Source organism: Nitrosomonas sp., assembly GCA_031316255.1.
In the GTDB taxonomy this organism is placed as follows: Bacteria; Pseudomonadota; Gammaproteobacteria; order Burkholderiales; family Nitrosomonadaceae; genus Nitrosomonas.
Genome location: JALDQW010000001.1, coordinates 2815668 through 2831218 on the forward strand (window position 1 = coordinate 2815668; position 15551 = coordinate 2831218).

A 15551-nucleotide genomic window follows, 5' to 3' on the forward strand; every position below is an offset into this window, starting at 1 on the left:
TGGATGTAATTATTCCACCTTGCAATTTTAGCTTGTTAACCAAAGATAGTGTTAACGGTGTTTAATGTTCCCGGCAGATCAATCTTATGGGCTCACTTCAACAATAGAATTATGCCTTGCAAGACCACTTATTATACGACCCGACGGATTTCGTATTTGAACAACTTGTCCTTCAGCGGCATCTGACAGTGCATGGCCTTCTGAACTGACACTAAATCCACGGCCTTTAACCATTAGTTTTACATTTTGGCCTCTCAAAATGACATAGGGCGCCCGCAGCATATTTTGACGCAAAGGTTGTCCTGAGGACAGATTCGTTACGGCGATCTTCCCGACAGCCTGTGTATACGATGTTAGGACGCCTTCGGGCATTTGTGTCAGATTAACAATCTGAAGCGCAACATCGCCATAATCAATTATCTGGTCACGCGACACTGGCCGTGCAATATGCAATACATCTGCCATAATTTTAACTTCCGCTTGCACATATATTGTCCAGGATTCCTGCTCTTCACAGCGCACACCCACCGAGGTTTTTCCCCATAAACGGCTGCCAGGTGGCATGAAAGGCGAAAGTTTTGCACATTTAGGCAATGTAATTCGCTTGTCGATCTGTCCTACTTCAACTTTGACTTCACCAGCAGAACCGATAGTATGGCTGTAAATAAACTCCTCAATTGCTTTTTGGATGAGTGGTATCTCCTGATATTGCGATAACACATGCTGATTTTCAGCAAACAATTGAAAAGAAAGTTTTGCGCATATCAAGAATACGCAGAATTTCAAGCTAGCGTGTCGCATCATATTTTCCCAATAATTTTTGCCGCATTTTGCCTTAACCGGCAATTTTTGCCGTCTCAGTCATATATTAAAGAAAAATAGTTTTCACTGAATTTTGAGTTAAAGGCAGTTTCACATGCTTTTCATTCATTCATTAACAGCATAAATGCAATAGTATTGTTGGCACAGAAAATGCTTAAAAGAAAATAGAACATTTAATCAGGAATTCAAATGATCAGCAAACTAGACAAAGCAGTTCACTTTCACCAGCAGGCATTGGGACTCAGGGCAGCAAGGCAGGAACTGCTCGCCAGTAATATTGCCAACGCTGACACACCCAATTTTAAAGCTAAAGATATTGATTTCTCAAGTGTGCTCAAGGAAAAGCTTTCTTCAACAACGCCGGCAACAACACTCTCAACAACTTCACCCATGCATATCAACAACAATAGAGGAAACGGCATAAGCAGCAATATTCTTTATCGTGTGCCATTACAGCCCAGTGCGGATGGAAATACCGTTGATATGGACGCAGAACGCACTCGTTTTGCCAATAACTCTATTAAATATGACGCAAGTCTGACTTTTATCAGCGGACAATTCAGGAACCTGCTGACAGCGATACAGGAGCGCTAATCATGTCATTGTTCAAGGTATTTGATATTGCAAGTTCGGCAATGACTGCACAATCTCATCGTTTGAATGTGGTTGCCAGCAATCTTTCAAACGCCGATAGTGTTACAAATTCCTCCGGCGAACCTTACCGTGGGCGTCAAGTGGTATTTAGCACATTAAAAGCGGATGCAAATGGTGCCAGCGGTGTCAAGGTTGCAGGTGTCGTACATGATTCATCCCCGATGAAAAAGGTTTTTGAACCCAATCATCCACTCGCCGACGAGGATGGCTACATTATCAAACCGAATGTCAATATCGTCGACGAAATGGTCAACATGATGTCAGCATCACGTTCGTATCAGAACAATGTGGACATGATGAACACAACCAAGTCTTTATTGCAAAAAACGCTCACCATCGGTCAGTAAGGAGACGAACAGGTATGAATTCGGTACAGGAAACGAGCAAGCAGATATTTCAGGCAGCAAATAGCACTGTCAAATCAGAAAAAAACAGTATTGAAAATCCTCAGGACCGGTTTTTAAAGCTGCTTGTTACACAAATGCAAAATCAGGATCCACTTAACCCGTTGGATAATGCGGAAGTAACCAGTCAGCTTGCACAAATCAGTACGGTGACCGGCATAGACAAACTGAACGATACGTTGCAACTTTTATTGTCTGGAATCGAAGACAGTCGAACAATGGAAGCGGCAAATCTGATCGGTCATAAAGCTTTGGTACCTGGTTCAGCGCTGTCCCTTGAAGAAAATGCTGCCGTCGGTGGATATGAGCTTCCGCAATCGGTGGATCAGTTAAGTGTGACCATACTTGACGGCTCAGGTATCGCGGTACGCACACTCGATTTGGGCGCGCAGGCATCCGGTGTGAATACATTTGTCTGGGATGGCGTTACGGATAGCGGCAGTCTGGCGGCCAATGGCAATTACAGCTTTACCATTAGTGCCAAACAGGGTGATCGAGAAATTCCTGTCAACCAACTAGCACTCGGCCTCGTCAAAAGTGTATCTCCCGGCGAACATGATGCGGTACTGGATATGGGCAACCTTGGTCTCGTCGGCATGACAGATATTAAACAAATATTTTAAGAAGGAGTCAATCATGGGTTTTCAACATGGATTAAGCGGACTGAGTGTTGCTTCACAAAGCCTTGATGTAATCGGTAATAATGTTGCAAATGCAAATACGGTAGGTTTTAAGCAGGCACATGCGCAATTTAGTGATATCTACGCCAATTCATTATCCGGTGCAACTGGAGACAATGCCGGCATAGGCGCCAAGGTTGCAAATGTTGCGCAACAGTTCTCTCAAGGCACCATTACTACAACAAACAATCCATTGGATATCGCAATTAACGGCAATGGTTTTTTTCGTTTGAGCGACAACGGCGCGGTCACATACAGTCGTAATGGTCAATTTCATATCGACGATAATGGTTTCATCGTGAATAACACTAATTTGAATTTGACCGGATATGCCACAGACGCCACAGGAAATATTCTTGCCGCAGATCCTACAAATTTAAGAATTTCCACGGCTGCGCTGGCGCCGAACGCAACAACCGGTTTCAACGCCGAGTTGAATCTGGATTCCCGTGTCACTGTTCCTTCACCGTTGCCAGTCTTTGACGCAACTGATCCATCTACTTATAGCGGCACAACATCCGGAACTATTTTTGACAGTCTGGGCAACTCGCACATTCTTTCATTATATTTTCAAAAAAATGCATCAAATACATGGGATCTTTTCGCCACTGTTGATGGCGCAACAACGCCTGCTGGTGTGCCGATTGGTATCACACTTGACGGTGGGCCTTCTCAAGCGGTTACTTTTGACAGCAACGGTAACTTGACAGCCCCAGTAACGCCGATCGCAGTTTCAGTTGATTTGGCAACAATCGATCCGACGTTAGGCGCCACATCACCATTAGACTTTGCCTTGGATTTGACGGGCTCCACTCAGTTTGGCACTTTTTTTGGTGTCAACGCGCTCAACCAGGATGGTTATTCATCTGGCAGCATTGCAGGTTTTGCGATTGATGGCGACGGCATTATCAGCGGCAATTACACAAATGGAGAGTCCAGAACGCTTGGACAGGTTGTCTTGGCCAATTTTAGTAACCCTCAAGGTTTATCGCCAATTGGCAATAATCAGTGGATTGAAACATCAGCATCCGGTCAACCGCTGGTGGGTGCGCCAAGAACCGGCACAATGGGCGTTCTTCAGTCTTCTGCTGTTGAGGATTCGAATGTGGATCTTACTTCCGAACTCGTCAATATGATCACAACTCAACGAACCTATCAGGCAAATGCGAAAACAATCGAAACACAAGATGCAATTTTGCAGACGTTGGTAAACCTCTAATAGTTTAGAAACCATGGATCGTTTAATTTATACTGCAATGACAGGTGCAGCGCATACGCTGAATCAAAAAGCAACGGTATCGCACAATTTAGCCAATGCATCAACTACGGGTTATCGTGCAGAAACGAATGCTTTTCGTGCCGTTCCGGTTTTTGGTGATGGCTTGCCAACTCGTGCTTTTGTCGTCGATTCAACAACCGGTGCCGACTTTGCACCGGGCCCAATTCAACAAACCGATCGCAATCTTGATGTTGCGATTCGCGGTTCTGGCTGGATTACTGTCGAACTGCCTAACGGCAAAGAAGCGTATACCCGTCATGGCAGTCTACAGATCAGCCCTAACGGAGTTTTACAGACACATAACGGCCTTAATGTAAAAGGCGATGCCGGTATTATTACCGTGCCCCAGGACAACAGTATTACCATTGCAAAAGACGGTACAATTTCTGCCGTACCGATTACGCCCTTGCCTAATACTGTTGCTATCGTTGGTCGCATCAAACTCGTTGATCCTCCTGAAGATCAGTTAGTGAAAGGTACGGATGGACTTTTCCGAATGAAAGATGAAACTGTTCCACTTCCTGACGCTAATGTCACATTGGTTGCCGGTGCGCTTGAAGGCAGCAATGTCAATCTGGTTCATGAAATGGTCAGCATGATCGCATTGGCACGTCAGTTTGATATGCATATGAAGGTACTTGAAAGTGCGGAACGGAATGCTCAACAAGCCAGTGAAATAATGGTTATCAGAGCATAAACAATAACAAGAATGCCAAAACAATACGACTGGAGTATATTATGATTCGCTCATTATGGATTTCAAAAACCGGTCTTGACGCCCAGCAAACCAAAATGGATGTCATTTCCAACAACTTGGCAAACGTCAGTACGAATGGATTTAAACGTGCTCGCGCTGTTTTTGAAGACTTGCTTTACCAAACCATTCGTCAGCCTGGTGCGCAATCATCTCAGCAAACCCAATTACCCTCTGGATTGCAGCTTGGCGTTGGTGTTCGTCCTGTTGCCACAGAGAGTATTTTTACGCAGGGTAGTCTCCAGCAAACGGGTAATTCACGTGATATCGCAATCCAAGGTGAAGGTTTTTTTCAAGTTTTAATGCCTGATGGAACAACGGCTTATACCCGGGATGGTGCTTTTCAGTCTGACATCAATGGACAGTTTGTAACTTCAAGTGGTTATGTCATACAACCCGCCATTACTATTCCGCCTAATACATTAAGTATAACCGTTGGACGTGATGGAACCGTTTCAGCTTTGGTTCCCGGTGCAGCAACACCTATACAAGTCGGTAACATTCAGCTGGCAAGCTTTATTAATCCTGCAGGATTACAAAAAATCGGTGAAAATCTTTACCTGCCGACAGCCTCCAGTGGTGTTGCCAATCCCAATGCGCCCGGTACAAATGGACTTGGATTGTTAAATCAAGGTTTTGTAGAAACATCTAATGTCAACGTCGTGGAAGAATTGGTTGGTATGATACAGACGCAACGTGCCTATGAAATCAATTCCAGATCGATTGAGACATCAGACCAAATGCTCCAACGACTGGCGCAATTATAAGATGACTTAGAATTGGGACAGGCAATGATTCATAACTTGCTGCAAAACAAAATACGATTTTTGGTGGTGCTGATTGTGGTCATGTTGGCCACAGGATGTGCAATAACACCGTCAACCAGTATCCACCAACCTGCATCATCACTACCACAGCAGCCCGTGGTAGTGACCGAAGCGAATGGTGGAATTTTCCAAAGCATAAGTAGTAGTTCTGTCACACGTTATACGCCACTTTTTGAAGATCGGCGTGCCAGAGGTATCGGCGATACGATTATTGTTACATTAAATGAAAGAACCAATGCAAGCAAACGATCAGGCAGTAATATTGATCGTTCAGGCAGCATCGATTTTTCAATCCCCACGGCCATTCTGGGTGTGCCATTAAACTTTCTGGGTGGAACACAGATGGAAGCAGCATCCAACAATACATTTGATGGAAAGGGCGCAAGTTCCAGCAACAATGATTTTACTGGCACGATAACGGTAACCGTTATCGAAGTGCTTCCCAACGGAAATTTGTTAGTTAGTGGGGAAAAACAGATCGGTATTAATCAAGGTCATGAATTTATTCGCCTCTCAGGAATTATTAATCCAATTAATATTACGAACAATACTGTTTCATCAGTACAAGTTGCGGATGCCCGTATTGAATATCGTGCTAATGGATATATCGATGAAGCACAAACTATGGGTTGGTTATCACGTTTCTTTCTCAATATTTCACCATTCTAGAATTTGTTGAAAAAACGTTTATTGATAAAAATGAGATCAACAGAATTATGAAACAACCTAGCCTAATTTGTTTTGTTATCGCCGTTCTGCTATTAATCCCTTGTTTCAGCCAGGCTGAACGTATCAAGGATCTGGCCAGTATACAGGGTGTGCGCAGCAACCAATTAATTGGATATGGACTTGTCGTTGGGCTAGATGGCAGCGGCGACCAGACAACGCAGACGCCATTCACCGTTCAAAGTATCATCAGCATGCTTGGGCAATTGGGTGTCAATTTGCCCCCCGGAACTAATCTTCAGCTTCGTAATGTTGCTGCAGTTATGGTAACAGCAACATTACCGGCTTTTGCCAGACCCGGTCAATTAATCGATGTTACCGTTTCATCAATGGGTAACTCGAAAAGTTTGCGAGGCGGAACACTTCTGATGACGCCTCTAAAAGGTGTAGACAATCAAATTTATGCCATGGCTCAAGGCAATATACTGGTTGGTGGCGCCGGTGCAGCCGCCGCAGGCAGCAGTGTGCAAGTCAATCATTTGAACGCTGGAAGGATAAGTGGCGGCGCCACAGTTGAACGCGAAGTGCCTTCCGCACTCGGTCAAACTGGATATATCAATCTGGAACTCAACACAACCAATTTCACAAATGTCAAACGTATTGTAAATGCAATAAACGCCTCCTATCCCGATGCGGCAAAAGCCATTGATGGCCGATCGATTCAGGTTAGCACGCCCACAGAAAATAATCAGCGTGTCATGTTTATTTCACAAATAGAAAATCTCGATATTACGCCAGCCAAAGATGCAGCAAAAGTGATTGTTAACTCACGCACCGGCTCGGTTGCCATGAATCAGGCAGTTACATTGGAGTCAAGTGCCATCGCGCATGGCAATCTGTCTATCATCATCAATAATGAACCCATTATCAGTCAACCTGGGCCTTTTGCTGAACGCGGAGAAACTGTCGTGGCTCAACGGGCACAAGTTGAGATACGCAGCGATGAAGGAAATCTGATGCTTTTGCCAAGTGGCGCTGACCTGGGCGAAGTCGTCAAGGCATTAACCGCGATTGGCGCAACCACACAGGATTTATTATCCATTCTTCAGGCATTAAAAGCAGCCGGTTCATTACGTGCCGATCTGGAAATCATATAGGGAAATGACTCATGATTAATTCACTTGATATGACCAACAGGCTTGCGATTGATACAAAAAGTATTGATGATCTTCATCTGTTGTCAAAACAGGATTCGAAAAGGGCGTTACAGGAGGCAGCTAAACAATTTGAAGCACTGTTTTTGCAGATGTTGGTTAAAAGCATGCGAGACGCTACGCTAAAAAGTGGCCTTATAGACAGTCAGCAGACCCAATTTTATACAGAAATGTATGATCAGCAAATGGCTCAAAGCATGTCAGCAAAAGGAATCGGACTAGCCGATATAATGGTGGAACAACTAACACGCACTTATAATATTCCTGAATCACAATCACAATCACAATCACAAGAGGCCCTTGGAAAAACCCCAGAAGAAAACATTACATCTCCTAAAAAAGTGGAAATTCAACCTGACAATCGACAAAATGTTCCGGCAACGAATCAGCCAGAGCAGCTCAGTTCAAGTGAGGATGCTATGTCCGCCTCGTCCAGACCCGATGTGGCGGTTACTTCCAACGCTACACCTGATACGGACATGTCTCATCAGCTATGGTCAAATCATCAAACCATAACGCGTCTGACTGACGAACCCGCCCCTGATAACAAGACGGATAGGAACAAATCAGATAAAGCAACAGATTTTTTTACTGCACTCATGCCCCACGCCAGCGTAGCGTCTGAGTCAACAGGTATTCCAGCACATTTTATGTTGGCGCAGGCTGCGCTTGAAAGTGGCTGGGGTAAACACGAAATACGTCATCCGGATAATTCTCCAAGCCACAATCTTTTTGGTATTAAAGCGGGTAGTAGTTGGAAAGGTGAAATAGTTGAAACAATAACCACCGAATACGTCAATGGTGTGCCACAAAAAACAGTTGAAAAATTCCGCGCGTATCATTCATACGAAGAGGGATTTCGCGATTATGCCAATTTACTATCCAATAATCCGCGTTATGCTGAAGTAATCAATACCCAAAATGCTGCTGATTTTGCCAATGGCCTGCAGCGGGCTGGTTATGCAACAGATCCACAGTATGCAGATAAGCTTTTGCGCATATTAAACAATTCGGTTTCATATCATCAGGAAGCAATTTAATTTCTTGGTTTTTTTGCCGTTTCCATATAAAGATTTAATTTATAAATAGTTTACTACTCAATTATAGCAATGGGAAATATTCTAGGAACAGGCATTTCCGGTCTGAATGCGGCACAAACCAATCTATTGACGACCAGCCATAATATTACAAATGCTGATACGCCCGGTTATACACGCCAGGAAGCAATTCAAAGCACGAATATTCCTCTGTCAACCGGCGCCGGGTTTATCGGACGTGGTGTGAATGTTACAACGGTTCAGCGAATTCATAATCAATTCCTCACAACACAATTGTTACAGGTGCAGACGCAAAGTAGCCAGCTAGATGCCCACTATTCACAAATCAAGCAAATTGACAATTTATTGGCTGATCCTGTTTCCGGATTGTCGCCCGCATTGCAAGATTTTTTTAGTGGTGTCAATGATGTGGCGGCAAACCCTTCATCTGTACCTTCACGACAGGCTCTGATCAGTAATGCAGAATCTTTGGTTTCACGTTTTCATAGCCTGGACCAGCGTTTATCTGAAATGCAGGATGGTGCTAACACCGAAATCAAAAGTCATGTCGGTGAAATAAATTCCTTGGCAAAACAAATCTCGGAAATTAATAACAATATAGTGATGGCCGAAGGCGCCTCTGGTGGACATGCGCCAAATGATATGCTCGATAAGCGAGATGAATTAATCCATCAGCTAAGTAAGCTTGTCAATACAGACGTGGTAAAACAAAGTGATGGAACGCTGAACGTTTTTATAGGTACTGGACAGGCGTTGGTCGTCGGAACGCAGTCCATGACGCTAAAGGCAATGATATCGCCAGAAAATCCGCAACAAGTCACTGTTGGTCTTGTAAACGGTAATAAAACAATTATTTTGCCAGAAAATCAGATTCAGGGGGGCAGTTTAGGCGGCATTCTGGATTTCCGCAATGATTCACTGAATGTTGCGCAAAATTCATTGGGCCGAATTGCGCTCAATTTAGCCCAAGCTTTTAATGCACAACATCGGTTGGGCCTTGATCTTAATGGCGTTCTGGGGACTGATTTTTTCTCTGTGCCTAGTCCGCAGGTTTTTTCATCTACAAGCAACAATCCAGCATCCAATATCACCGCCAGCATCAGTGATGTTAGCGCTTTAACAACCAGTGATTATCAGTTTTCATATGATGGCGCGAACTATACACTGACCCGTTTATCAGATAATAACTCTGTCAGCAGCGCTGCAGCACCTACAGTAGGCTCCCCGTTAATTATGGATGGTGTCAGTATCACCAATGTTACTATCAATGCCAATGAGAAGTTCCTGATTCAGCCAACCATTAATGGTGCAAAAAACGTTGCAGTGAACATTTCAGATACAGCGGCTATTGCTGCGGCCGCACCTGTACGTACTGAATCAGCGCTTTCCAACACCGGTAATGCCACTATCAGTCAAGGCAGTATCAATCCATTGCCAGTTGATGCAAATCTGCAGCAACCTGTTACCATTACGTTTCATTCACCCTATGATGGTCAATTTGACGTTACTGGCGTTGGTACTGGATTGCCGGCCAATAACCAGATATTTACAGATGGCGCCGATATTGCCTTTAATGGCTGGACTGCTCAGATTAACGGAACACCTGCAGCGGGAGATGTGTTTACCATTAAATCGAATAACAATGGTAACGCCGACAATCGCAATGCATTATTGCTGGCGGATCTCCAGACTCAAAACACGATGGCTGGTGGCACAGCATCATTCCAAGCTGCATATGGTCAGATGGTCAGTTTGATAGGTAATAAAACAAGAGAACTGGAGATTACCAGTAAAGCGCAGGCCAATCTGGTAACACAGACCGAACAATCAATAGAAGCTATTTCGGGTGTTAATTTGAATGAAGAAGCAGCTAATTTATTACGTTACCAGCAAGCTTTTCAAGCATCAAGTAAAGTGATCGAAATCAGCAGCTCCCTTTTTGATTCCATACTTCGAATTGGTTAAGAGACTAGAGGATTAATTTATGCGGGTCAGCACGAACGGAATGTATGATTTGGGAACATCTGCAATATTGCAACAGCAGGATGCCTTAATTAAAACACAGCAACAAATTTCAACCGGGCGGCGGATTCTTACCCCCGCTGATGATCCAATCGCAGCTGCGCAGGCACTGAGTGTTTCGCAAGCCTCGTCCATAAACACACAGTATTCAGTAAATCGTGACCATGCCTTGTCATCCCTTGGTTTGGTTGAAACGACATTAGGAAACATTTCATCGAACTTGCAGGATATTCGGCAAATTACTGTAAACGCGGGTAATCCAACGTTAACCGACACCGATAGAAAAAGTCTTGCGACTGAGTTACGAGGAAGATTCGAAGCATTGCTTGGGCAAGCAAACATTACCGATGGTACAGGGAATTTTCTGTTTTCCGGCTTTCAGGAAAGTACACAGCCGTTCACTAACAAAGGGCTCAATGTTCAATATAATGGCGACCAGGGACAGCGGTTGAATCAGGTAGGCCCTACGCGTCAAATTGCTGTTAGTAACTCTGGAACTGATGTTTTTGAACGCATAAGGAATGGAAATGGAATTTTCACTACTGCGGCTAATGCCTCAAATACGGGTACTGGGATAGTCAATTCCGGTTCAGTAACTGCACCAGCTAGTCTTACCGGTCACAACTATGAAGTTTCCTTTACTGTGTCCGGCGGTGTTGCTACTTACGATATTGTAGACACCACGTCTGGCAATACGCTTTCAACGGGAAATTCTTTTGTCAATAACAACACTATCAGCTTTGACGGTCTGCAATTCAGTATTACTGGAGATCCGGCGAACGGTGACAAGTTCACGGTATCACCAAGCACCAATCAAAGTATTTTTACTACAATTGGCAATTTGATTACTGCATTGGAAGCACCTTCAAGCGGCCAACCCGGCGGTGCACAATTAACCAACAATTTGAATTCTGCGTTACAGAACCTGGATAATGGCCTTGAAAAAATTCTTTCGACCCGTGCTTCAGTTGGTTCAAGACTCCAGGAAATTGAATCACTCGAAAGTATGGGAGAAGATCTTGATATTCAATATGAGCAAAGACTTTCTGAACTGCGTGATGTAGACTTTGCTAAGGCAATTTCGGATCTCAATCGGCAACAGATCTACTTAGAAGCTGCACAGAAGTCATTTGCCACAATTTCAGGTCTTTCTCTATTTGACTTTATTTAATTATTCCAACCGGTAGGCTATTCTTGACGGCGGCGTCAGGATCAAGGGTAATTCAAACGACCCCGTTTCTCCAAATGAAGGAACTATGGTTTCGATAAATGGAAACGAAGCCGTTGAGCCGCTGGTATGTACAAACCCTTTGTTATGAATTAGCTTTCTGAGCAAGAATGATGTTGTCTGCCGATCATATTCCAATATAAGTGTATTTGAAACCGGCTGTACGCGGCTGGTGCTGAAAGAAGAGAATGTTCCCCGTGTTGCATCCAAGTCTGTGAAGATCGAATTCACTACGATTACCAGTTCGCGGCCATTAAAATATGCAGTGGCATCAATATTCTCCAATTTTACCGGCAATCCGCCTGCTCCTGCCGCCTCAGGTGTGCCCAGGAAACCAATGGCCGTGTCCCGATCAATACAAATATTCTGATTGTTGTTTACAAATCTCGGTAGTCCTCCTGACAAGCTTAAACGCACCATTCCGCCATCCAGCACTTCGATGACCTCAAATCGGCTCTCAACAATTTTTTCTGTCGGTGTTGGGTCATTCGAGTTGACTGCATTAAAGCACTCAAATCCTTGATATGAAATAGATTGCGCAAATATCGTGCTCGAATACAGAATCGCTGCCAATGACAGGGTTCGAAAAAATATCATCTTCATGTATAAACCCTCACTAAAATATTAGCTTGATACAGAATTCTTTCAAGGATTGCCGTTCATTTACATTGTAGATTTTTGTTTTATACGTAATCTTCTGGCTTCCTTAGGCCCAATCAACAATGGCCGATAGATTTCGATACGGTCGAATTGCTGTAAAACCGTGCTTCTTTCAACCAACCTACTGAAGATACCAAGCCTGTTTTCATTCAAATCAATTTCTTGAAATTGACTCATAATGCCGGAATGAAAAATTGCCTGTTCAACAGTTGTTCCCGCTGGCACTTGTGCCTTGATAAGCATTTGGCGCTTAGGCAATGCATAAACAATTTCAACCTCAATAAACTCATGTGTTGCCCCAAGACAGCCAGATCGTTCATGGGTTACCATAGACCGACTCAGCACGCTCTATAAATGATTCCACAAAACTGTTGGCAATCATATGAAACACTGGCCCGACCAGTTTTTCCAGGATTTTATGTGAAAACGTATAATGCAGACGAAACTCTATTTTGCAAGCATTGTCGGATAATGGAATAAAACGCCAGTGTCCATCGAGATGCTCAAACGGCCCATCCAATAAAGTCATTTCGATGAGTTCGGGAGGTTTGCGTTTATTTTCAGTGGTAAAACTATGTTTAACATGATGATAGTTGATCTTCACGGTTGCATGCGTAATGGTTTCATTTTGTGGTTTTACCACCGTGCCGCCGCACCAGGGAAGAAACTCCGGGTATTGTTCAACACCATCGACCAGATTAAACATCTGTTCTGCTGAATATTCCACTAAAACTGTCTTTTCTATTTCTGCCATAAAATAAACCGTCTCTTGTTCAAATGAGGTCTCATCGAAAAACTGATAAAATACACAAAATTTAAAAAACAATCATCTTTTTAATAAAACCTGCATGAGTATTATTCAGAATAAAAAAGCTTTTCACGATTATTTTATCGAAGAAAAATACGAGTCAGGTATGGTTTTAGAAGGCTGGGAAGTCAAAGCCATCCGAGCCGGGCGCGTTCAATTAAAAGAAGCCTATGTTATTATCCGTAACAGTGAATTATACCTCATTGGCTGCCATATTAGTCCATTGAATACGGCATCGACACACATCCTGCCTGATCCGGTCAGAACGCGTAAGTTATTATTACATGCTGAGGAAATCAAACGGCTCATTGGCAAAGTTGAACGCGCGGGTTATACATTGGTTCCACTGGATATGCATTATAAAGCCGGGCGCATCAAACTTGAAATCGGTCTTGCCAAAGGAAAAAAACTGCATGATAAACGCGAGTCCGAAAAACAAAAAGAATGGGATCGGGAGAAACAGCGTTTAATGCGCGCCAAATAAGAAATTCAAAGTTCATCGTATTAATTTTTTAGTCGAATCATCCATGAATACAGAAAAAAAACCCATTGCAATCTGGTTGCTGATCTGCTGTGCCCTGGTATTTGCCATGGTTGTTGTCGGTGGTGTTACACGTCTGACCGACTCAGGCCTCTCCATTGTGGAGTGGCAACCTTTGGTCGGCACCATGCCGCCAATCACCGAGCGAGACTGGGACGAACTACTCGAAAAATACCGTTCATCGCCGCAGTATCAACAAGTCAATAAAGGCATGAGCGTCGATGAATTTAAAACCATCTTCTGGTGGGAATATTTGCATCGATTGCTGGGACGGCTTATCGGTTTGGTATTTTTCATTCCGTTTGTTTATTTCCTGGTCAAAAAGAAAATTGACAAACCATTGGGTTACAAACTCACCGGTATTTTCATTCTCGGTGGGTTACAAGGATTCATGGGTTGGTATATGGTCATGAGCGGCCTGGTAGACAACCCGCGTGTCAGTCAATACCGTCTTACCGCCCATCTGGGACTCGCCTTCATCATTTTTGCAACCATGTTTTGGGTGGCGTTAGGTCTATTATCACAACCTGCTAATGTATCGGCAAATCAGAAAGCTGATCCGTTGAAAGGGCTCCGCCGCTTTGCGTATGGATTATCGTGGCTTATTTTTTTAATGGTGTTATCGGGTGGTTTTGTCGCCGGTATCCGTGCCGGACTGGCCTACAACACTTTCCCATTGATGAACGGCCATCTCATTCCACCGGATCTTTTCATACTCGAGCCCTGGTACCGCAATTTCTTTGAAAACATGACAACGGTACAATTCGACCACCGGCTGATCGCATGGATACTGATATTTACCGTACCACTGTTCTGGTTCAAAGCCGTTTTCAAAGCCGAATTATCCGGAACAACACGCTTGGCATGTCACCTGTTCCTGATTACGCTGGCGATACAAGTCAGTCTGGGTATTGCCACCTTGTTACATGTCGTGCCGATTAATTTGGCTGCAGCACATCAAGGTGGTGCGGTACTCTTGTTTGCCGCATCGCTTTGGGTGAGTCATCGCTTGAGAAAATCAGCATAGAGCGGCAATCATGCATAAAATATTGCGGCAACATAGGCAATTTATTACACATCAACCAAATCAACTAGGTTTGTAGAGAATAGGGAACGAAAAAACTACCCGGGAATGACGCAAATGATTTGTCTGGATTACCCTTTATGCCAGAGGCGTTGCGGATAAAATGGACAGAATGGCTACAAGCGGCACCGAAGATATGATTTCAGAAAGTCTATGAAGGTTAAAAAAGATTAATCCTGACAAAAAACAGTCTGCGTGAAATTTAGGCAGACTGTTTTTGCGATTTAGTTTATAAAAAGTGTTTTAACTATCTTTTCCAGAGGTGGGCGCATGCCAGCTTTACGGCCTTCGGCCAATGCTTTTTCAGGGTCTGTTCCCTGGCTGATAAGATAACTTGCCCAAATTGCTCCAGCCCGATTACCCGATCCACAATGCACCAGAATGGGTTTGGGTGATTGATTCATCGCTTTTGTGAAAGCTTCCAGGTGTTCGTTGCTCAGATCGGCGACCGTCATCGGGATATTGACATAGACCATTCCCGCACCCTCCACCAGTGCTTTTTCTTCACGTGTACCTTCATTAACCGTGCGCATATCGATGACTGTTCTAAAGCCATGCGCCGCCAGTAATGGCGCGCCGCCATCGCCGATTAATCCGGATGTGGCCACTTGTGGAGTAGCACGGTTGTAGTTTTGAACAGTGCTGACCTGGTGTCCGAATGGAATTCGTTCAGCAAACGCGGTGCTTGATAGCAGTGCAACAAGCGCAAGGGTAAGTGTGACTAAATATTTCATGATAAGCCTCGTTTCTTATGGAATTTAGTTCTTTAATGTATAAATCAGACAATCTGGATGATAAGGTAAAAACTGACAAGTTTGTAGTTTTTTGGTTAATCCAGTTCTTGTTGACT

18 protein-coding genes are annotated in these 15551 nt (G+C 43.9%); 13 read left to right on the forward strand and 5 right to left on the reverse strand.

Annotated features, from left to right (window positions below; all coding sequences use genetic code 11):
• Positions 1-84 precede the first annotated feature (84 nt).
• On the reverse strand, positions 85-801 hold the full coding sequence (gene flgA, locus MRK00_12590; protein ID MDR4518208.1) for a flagellar basal body P-ring formation protein FlgA: 717 nt from the start codon (positions 799-801) through the stop codon (positions 85-87).
• Between the two features lie 210 nt (positions 802-1011).
• On the opposite strand from flgA, the gene flgB reads away from it, so the two are divergent.
• The 11 genes from flgB (at position 1012) to flgL (ending at position 11551) form a co-directional block, all read left to right on the forward strand.
• A complete protein-coding gene (gene flgB / locus MRK00_12595; protein ID MDR4518209.1) occupies positions 1012-1416 on the forward strand; it encodes a flagellar basal body rod protein FlgB in 405 nt (134 codons plus the stop codon).
• 2 nt (positions 1417-1418) lie between these two features.
• On the forward strand, positions 1419-1823 hold the full coding sequence (flgC, locus tag MRK00_12600; protein ID MDR4518210.1) for a flagellar basal body rod protein FlgC: 405 nt from the start codon (positions 1419-1421) through the stop codon (positions 1821-1823).
• A 14-nt stretch (positions 1824-1837) separates the two neighbouring features.
• A complete protein-coding gene (flgD, locus tag MRK00_12605) occupies positions 1838-2503 on the forward strand; it encodes a flagellar hook assembly protein FlgD (GenBank protein MDR4518211.1) in 666 nt (221 codons plus the stop codon).
• A gap of 13 nt (positions 2504-2516) precedes the next feature.
• Positions 2517-3779, forward strand: coding sequence for a flagellar hook protein FlgE (flgE, locus tag MRK00_12610; protein ID MDR4518212.1), 1263 nt, complete (start codon positions 2517-2519; stop codon positions 3777-3779).
• A gap of 13 nt (positions 3780-3792) precedes the next feature.
• On the forward strand, positions 3793-4536 hold the full coding sequence (flgF, locus tag MRK00_12615; GenBank protein ID MDR4518213.1) for a flagellar basal-body rod protein FlgF: 744 nt from the start codon (positions 3793-3795) through the stop codon (positions 4534-4536).
• Between the two features lie 41 nt (positions 4537-4577).
• Positions 4578-5360, forward strand: coding sequence for a flagellar basal-body rod protein FlgG (flgG, locus tag MRK00_12620; GenBank protein ID MDR4518214.1), 783 nt, complete (start codon positions 4578-4580; stop codon positions 5358-5360).
• 24 nt (positions 5361-5384) lie between these two features.
• Positions 5385-6089, forward strand: a complete 705-nt coding sequence (locus MRK00_12625) for a flagellar basal body L-ring protein FlgH (protein MDR4518215.1) — start codon at positions 5385-5387, stop codon at positions 6087-6089.
• 47 nt (positions 6090-6136) lie between these two features.
• The gene (locus MRK00_12630) at positions 6137-7243 is read left to right on the forward strand and encodes a flagellar basal body P-ring protein FlgI (protein ID MDR4518216.1); all 1107 of its coding nucleotides are present in this window, start codon (positions 6137-6139) and stop codon (positions 7241-7243) included.
• Positions 7244-7254: 11 nt separating this feature from the next.
• Positions 7255-8340 (forward strand): flagellar assembly peptidoglycan hydrolase FlgJ, encoded by a 1086-nt coding sequence (flgJ, locus tag MRK00_12635; GenBank protein MDR4518217.1) that lies wholly within the window; start codon positions 7255-7257, stop codon positions 8338-8340.
• 69 nt (positions 8341-8409) lie between these two features.
• On the forward strand, positions 8410-10323 hold the full coding sequence (flgK, locus tag MRK00_12640) for a flagellar hook-associated protein FlgK (protein ID MDR4518218.1): 1914 nt from the start codon (positions 8410-8412) through the stop codon (positions 10321-10323).
• A 19-nt stretch (positions 10324-10342) separates the two neighbouring features.
• A complete protein-coding gene (gene flgL / locus MRK00_12645) occupies positions 10343-11551 on the forward strand; it encodes a flagellar hook-associated protein FlgL (GenBank protein ID MDR4518219.1) in 1209 nt (402 codons plus the stop codon).
• On the opposite strand, the gene MRK00_12650 is transcribed toward flgL, so the two are convergent.
• From MRK00_12650 to MRK00_12660, 3 genes are read right to left on the reverse strand one after another with little or no spacing between them, the layout of a single operon-like run.
• Positions 11552-12211, reverse strand: coding sequence for a hypothetical protein (locus tag MRK00_12650; protein MDR4518220.1), 660 nt, complete (start codon positions 12209-12211; stop codon positions 11552-11554).
• Between the two features lie 60 nt (positions 12212-12271).
• A complete protein-coding gene (locus tag MRK00_12655) occupies positions 12272-12598 on the reverse strand; it encodes an RnfH family protein (GenBank protein ID MDR4518221.1) in 327 nt (108 codons plus the stop codon).
• Positions 12585-13022 carry a type II toxin-antitoxin system RatA family toxin gene (locus tag MRK00_12660; protein MDR4518222.1) on the reverse strand — a complete coding sequence of 146 codons (438 nt, stop codon included), beginning with the start codon at positions 13020-13022 and terminating at the stop codon, positions 12585-12587. Before MRK00_12660 ends, MRK00_12655 begins: the two co-directional genes overlap by 14 nt.
• 94 nt (positions 13023-13116) lie before the next feature.
• On the opposite strand from MRK00_12660, the gene smpB reads away from it, so the two are divergent.
• Complete coding sequence (gene smpB, locus MRK00_12665) at positions 13117-13560, forward strand: SsrA-binding protein SmpB (GenBank protein MDR4518223.1); 444 nt, start codon at positions 13117-13119, stop codon at positions 13558-13560.
• A 43-nt stretch (positions 13561-13603) separates the two neighbouring features.
• On the forward strand, positions 13604-14644 hold the full coding sequence (locus MRK00_12670) for a COX15/CtaA family protein (protein MDR4518224.1): 1041 nt from the start codon (positions 13604-13606) through the stop codon (positions 14642-14644).
• Between the two features lie 281 nt (positions 14645-14925).
• Here the strand turns inward: MRK00_12670 and MRK00_12675 are convergent, their stop codons facing one another.
• Entirely contained in the window at positions 14926-15435 is a 510-nt protein-coding gene (locus MRK00_12675; protein MDR4518225.1) for a protein tyrosine phosphatase family protein, read from the reverse strand.
• Positions 15436-15551: the final 116 nt, after the last annotated feature.

What these genes read in the sequence shown, in the direction of transcription:
- flgA (MDR4518208.1), bottom strand. Translation starts at nt 801, where the DNA reads ATGCGACACGCTAGCTTGAAATTCTGCGTATTCTTGATATGCGCAAAA.
- flgB (MDR4518209.1), top strand. Translation starts at nt 1,012, where the DNA reads ATGATCAGCAAACTAGACAAAGCAGTTCACTTTCACCAGCAGGCATTG.
- flgC (MDR4518210.1), top strand. Translation starts at nt 1,419, where the DNA reads ATGTCATTGTTCAAGGTATTTGATATTGCAAGTTCGGCAATGACTGCA.
- flgD (MDR4518211.1), top strand. Translation starts at nt 1,838, where the DNA reads ATGAATTCGGTACAGGAAACGAGCAAGCAGATATTTCAGGCAGCAAAT.
- flgE (MDR4518212.1), top strand. Translation starts at nt 2,517, where the DNA reads ATGGGTTTTCAACATGGATTAAGCGGACTGAGTGTTGCTTCACAAAGC.
- flgF (MDR4518213.1), top strand. Translation starts at nt 3,793, where the DNA reads ATGGATCGTTTAATTTATACTGCAATGACAGGTGCAGCGCATACGCTG.
- flgG (MDR4518214.1), top strand. Translation starts at nt 4,578, where the DNA reads ATGATTCGCTCATTATGGATTTCAAAAACCGGTCTTGACGCCCAGCAA.
- MRK00_12625 (MDR4518215.1), top strand. Translation starts at nt 5,385, where the DNA reads ATGATTCATAACTTGCTGCAAAACAAAATACGATTTTTGGTGGTGCTG.
- MRK00_12630 (MDR4518216.1), top strand. Translation starts at nt 6,137, where the DNA reads ATGAAACAACCTAGCCTAATTTGTTTTGTTATCGCCGTTCTGCTATTA.
- flgJ (MDR4518217.1), top strand. Translation starts at nt 7,255, where the DNA reads ATGATTAATTCACTTGATATGACCAACAGGCTTGCGATTGATACAAAA.
- flgK (MDR4518218.1), top strand. Translation starts at nt 8,410, where the DNA reads ATGGGAAATATTCTAGGAACAGGCATTTCCGGTCTGAATGCGGCACAA.
- flgL (MDR4518219.1), top strand. Translation starts at nt 10,343, where the DNA reads ATGCGGGTCAGCACGAACGGAATGTATGATTTGGGAACATCTGCAATA.
- MRK00_12650 (MDR4518220.1), bottom strand. Translation starts at nt 12,211, where the DNA reads ATGAAGATGATATTTTTTCGAACCCTGTCATTGGCAGCGATTCTGTAT.
- MRK00_12655 (MDR4518221.1), bottom strand. Translation starts at nt 12,598, where the DNA reads ATGGTAACCCATGAACGATCTGGCTGTCTTGGGGCAACACATGAGTTT.
- MRK00_12660 (MDR4518222.1), bottom strand. Translation starts at nt 13,022, where the DNA reads ATGGCAGAAATAGAAAAGACAGTTTTAGTGGAATATTCAGCAGAACAG.
- smpB (MDR4518223.1), top strand. Translation starts at nt 13,117, where the DNA reads ATGAGTATTATTCAGAATAAAAAAGCTTTTCACGATTATTTTATCGAA.
- MRK00_12670 (MDR4518224.1), top strand. Translation starts at nt 13,604, where the DNA reads ATGAATACAGAAAAAAAACCCATTGCAATCTGGTTGCTGATCTGCTGT.
- MRK00_12675 (MDR4518225.1), bottom strand. Translation starts at nt 15,435, where the DNA reads ATGAAATATTTAGTCACACTTACCCTTGCGCTTGTTGCACTGCTATCA.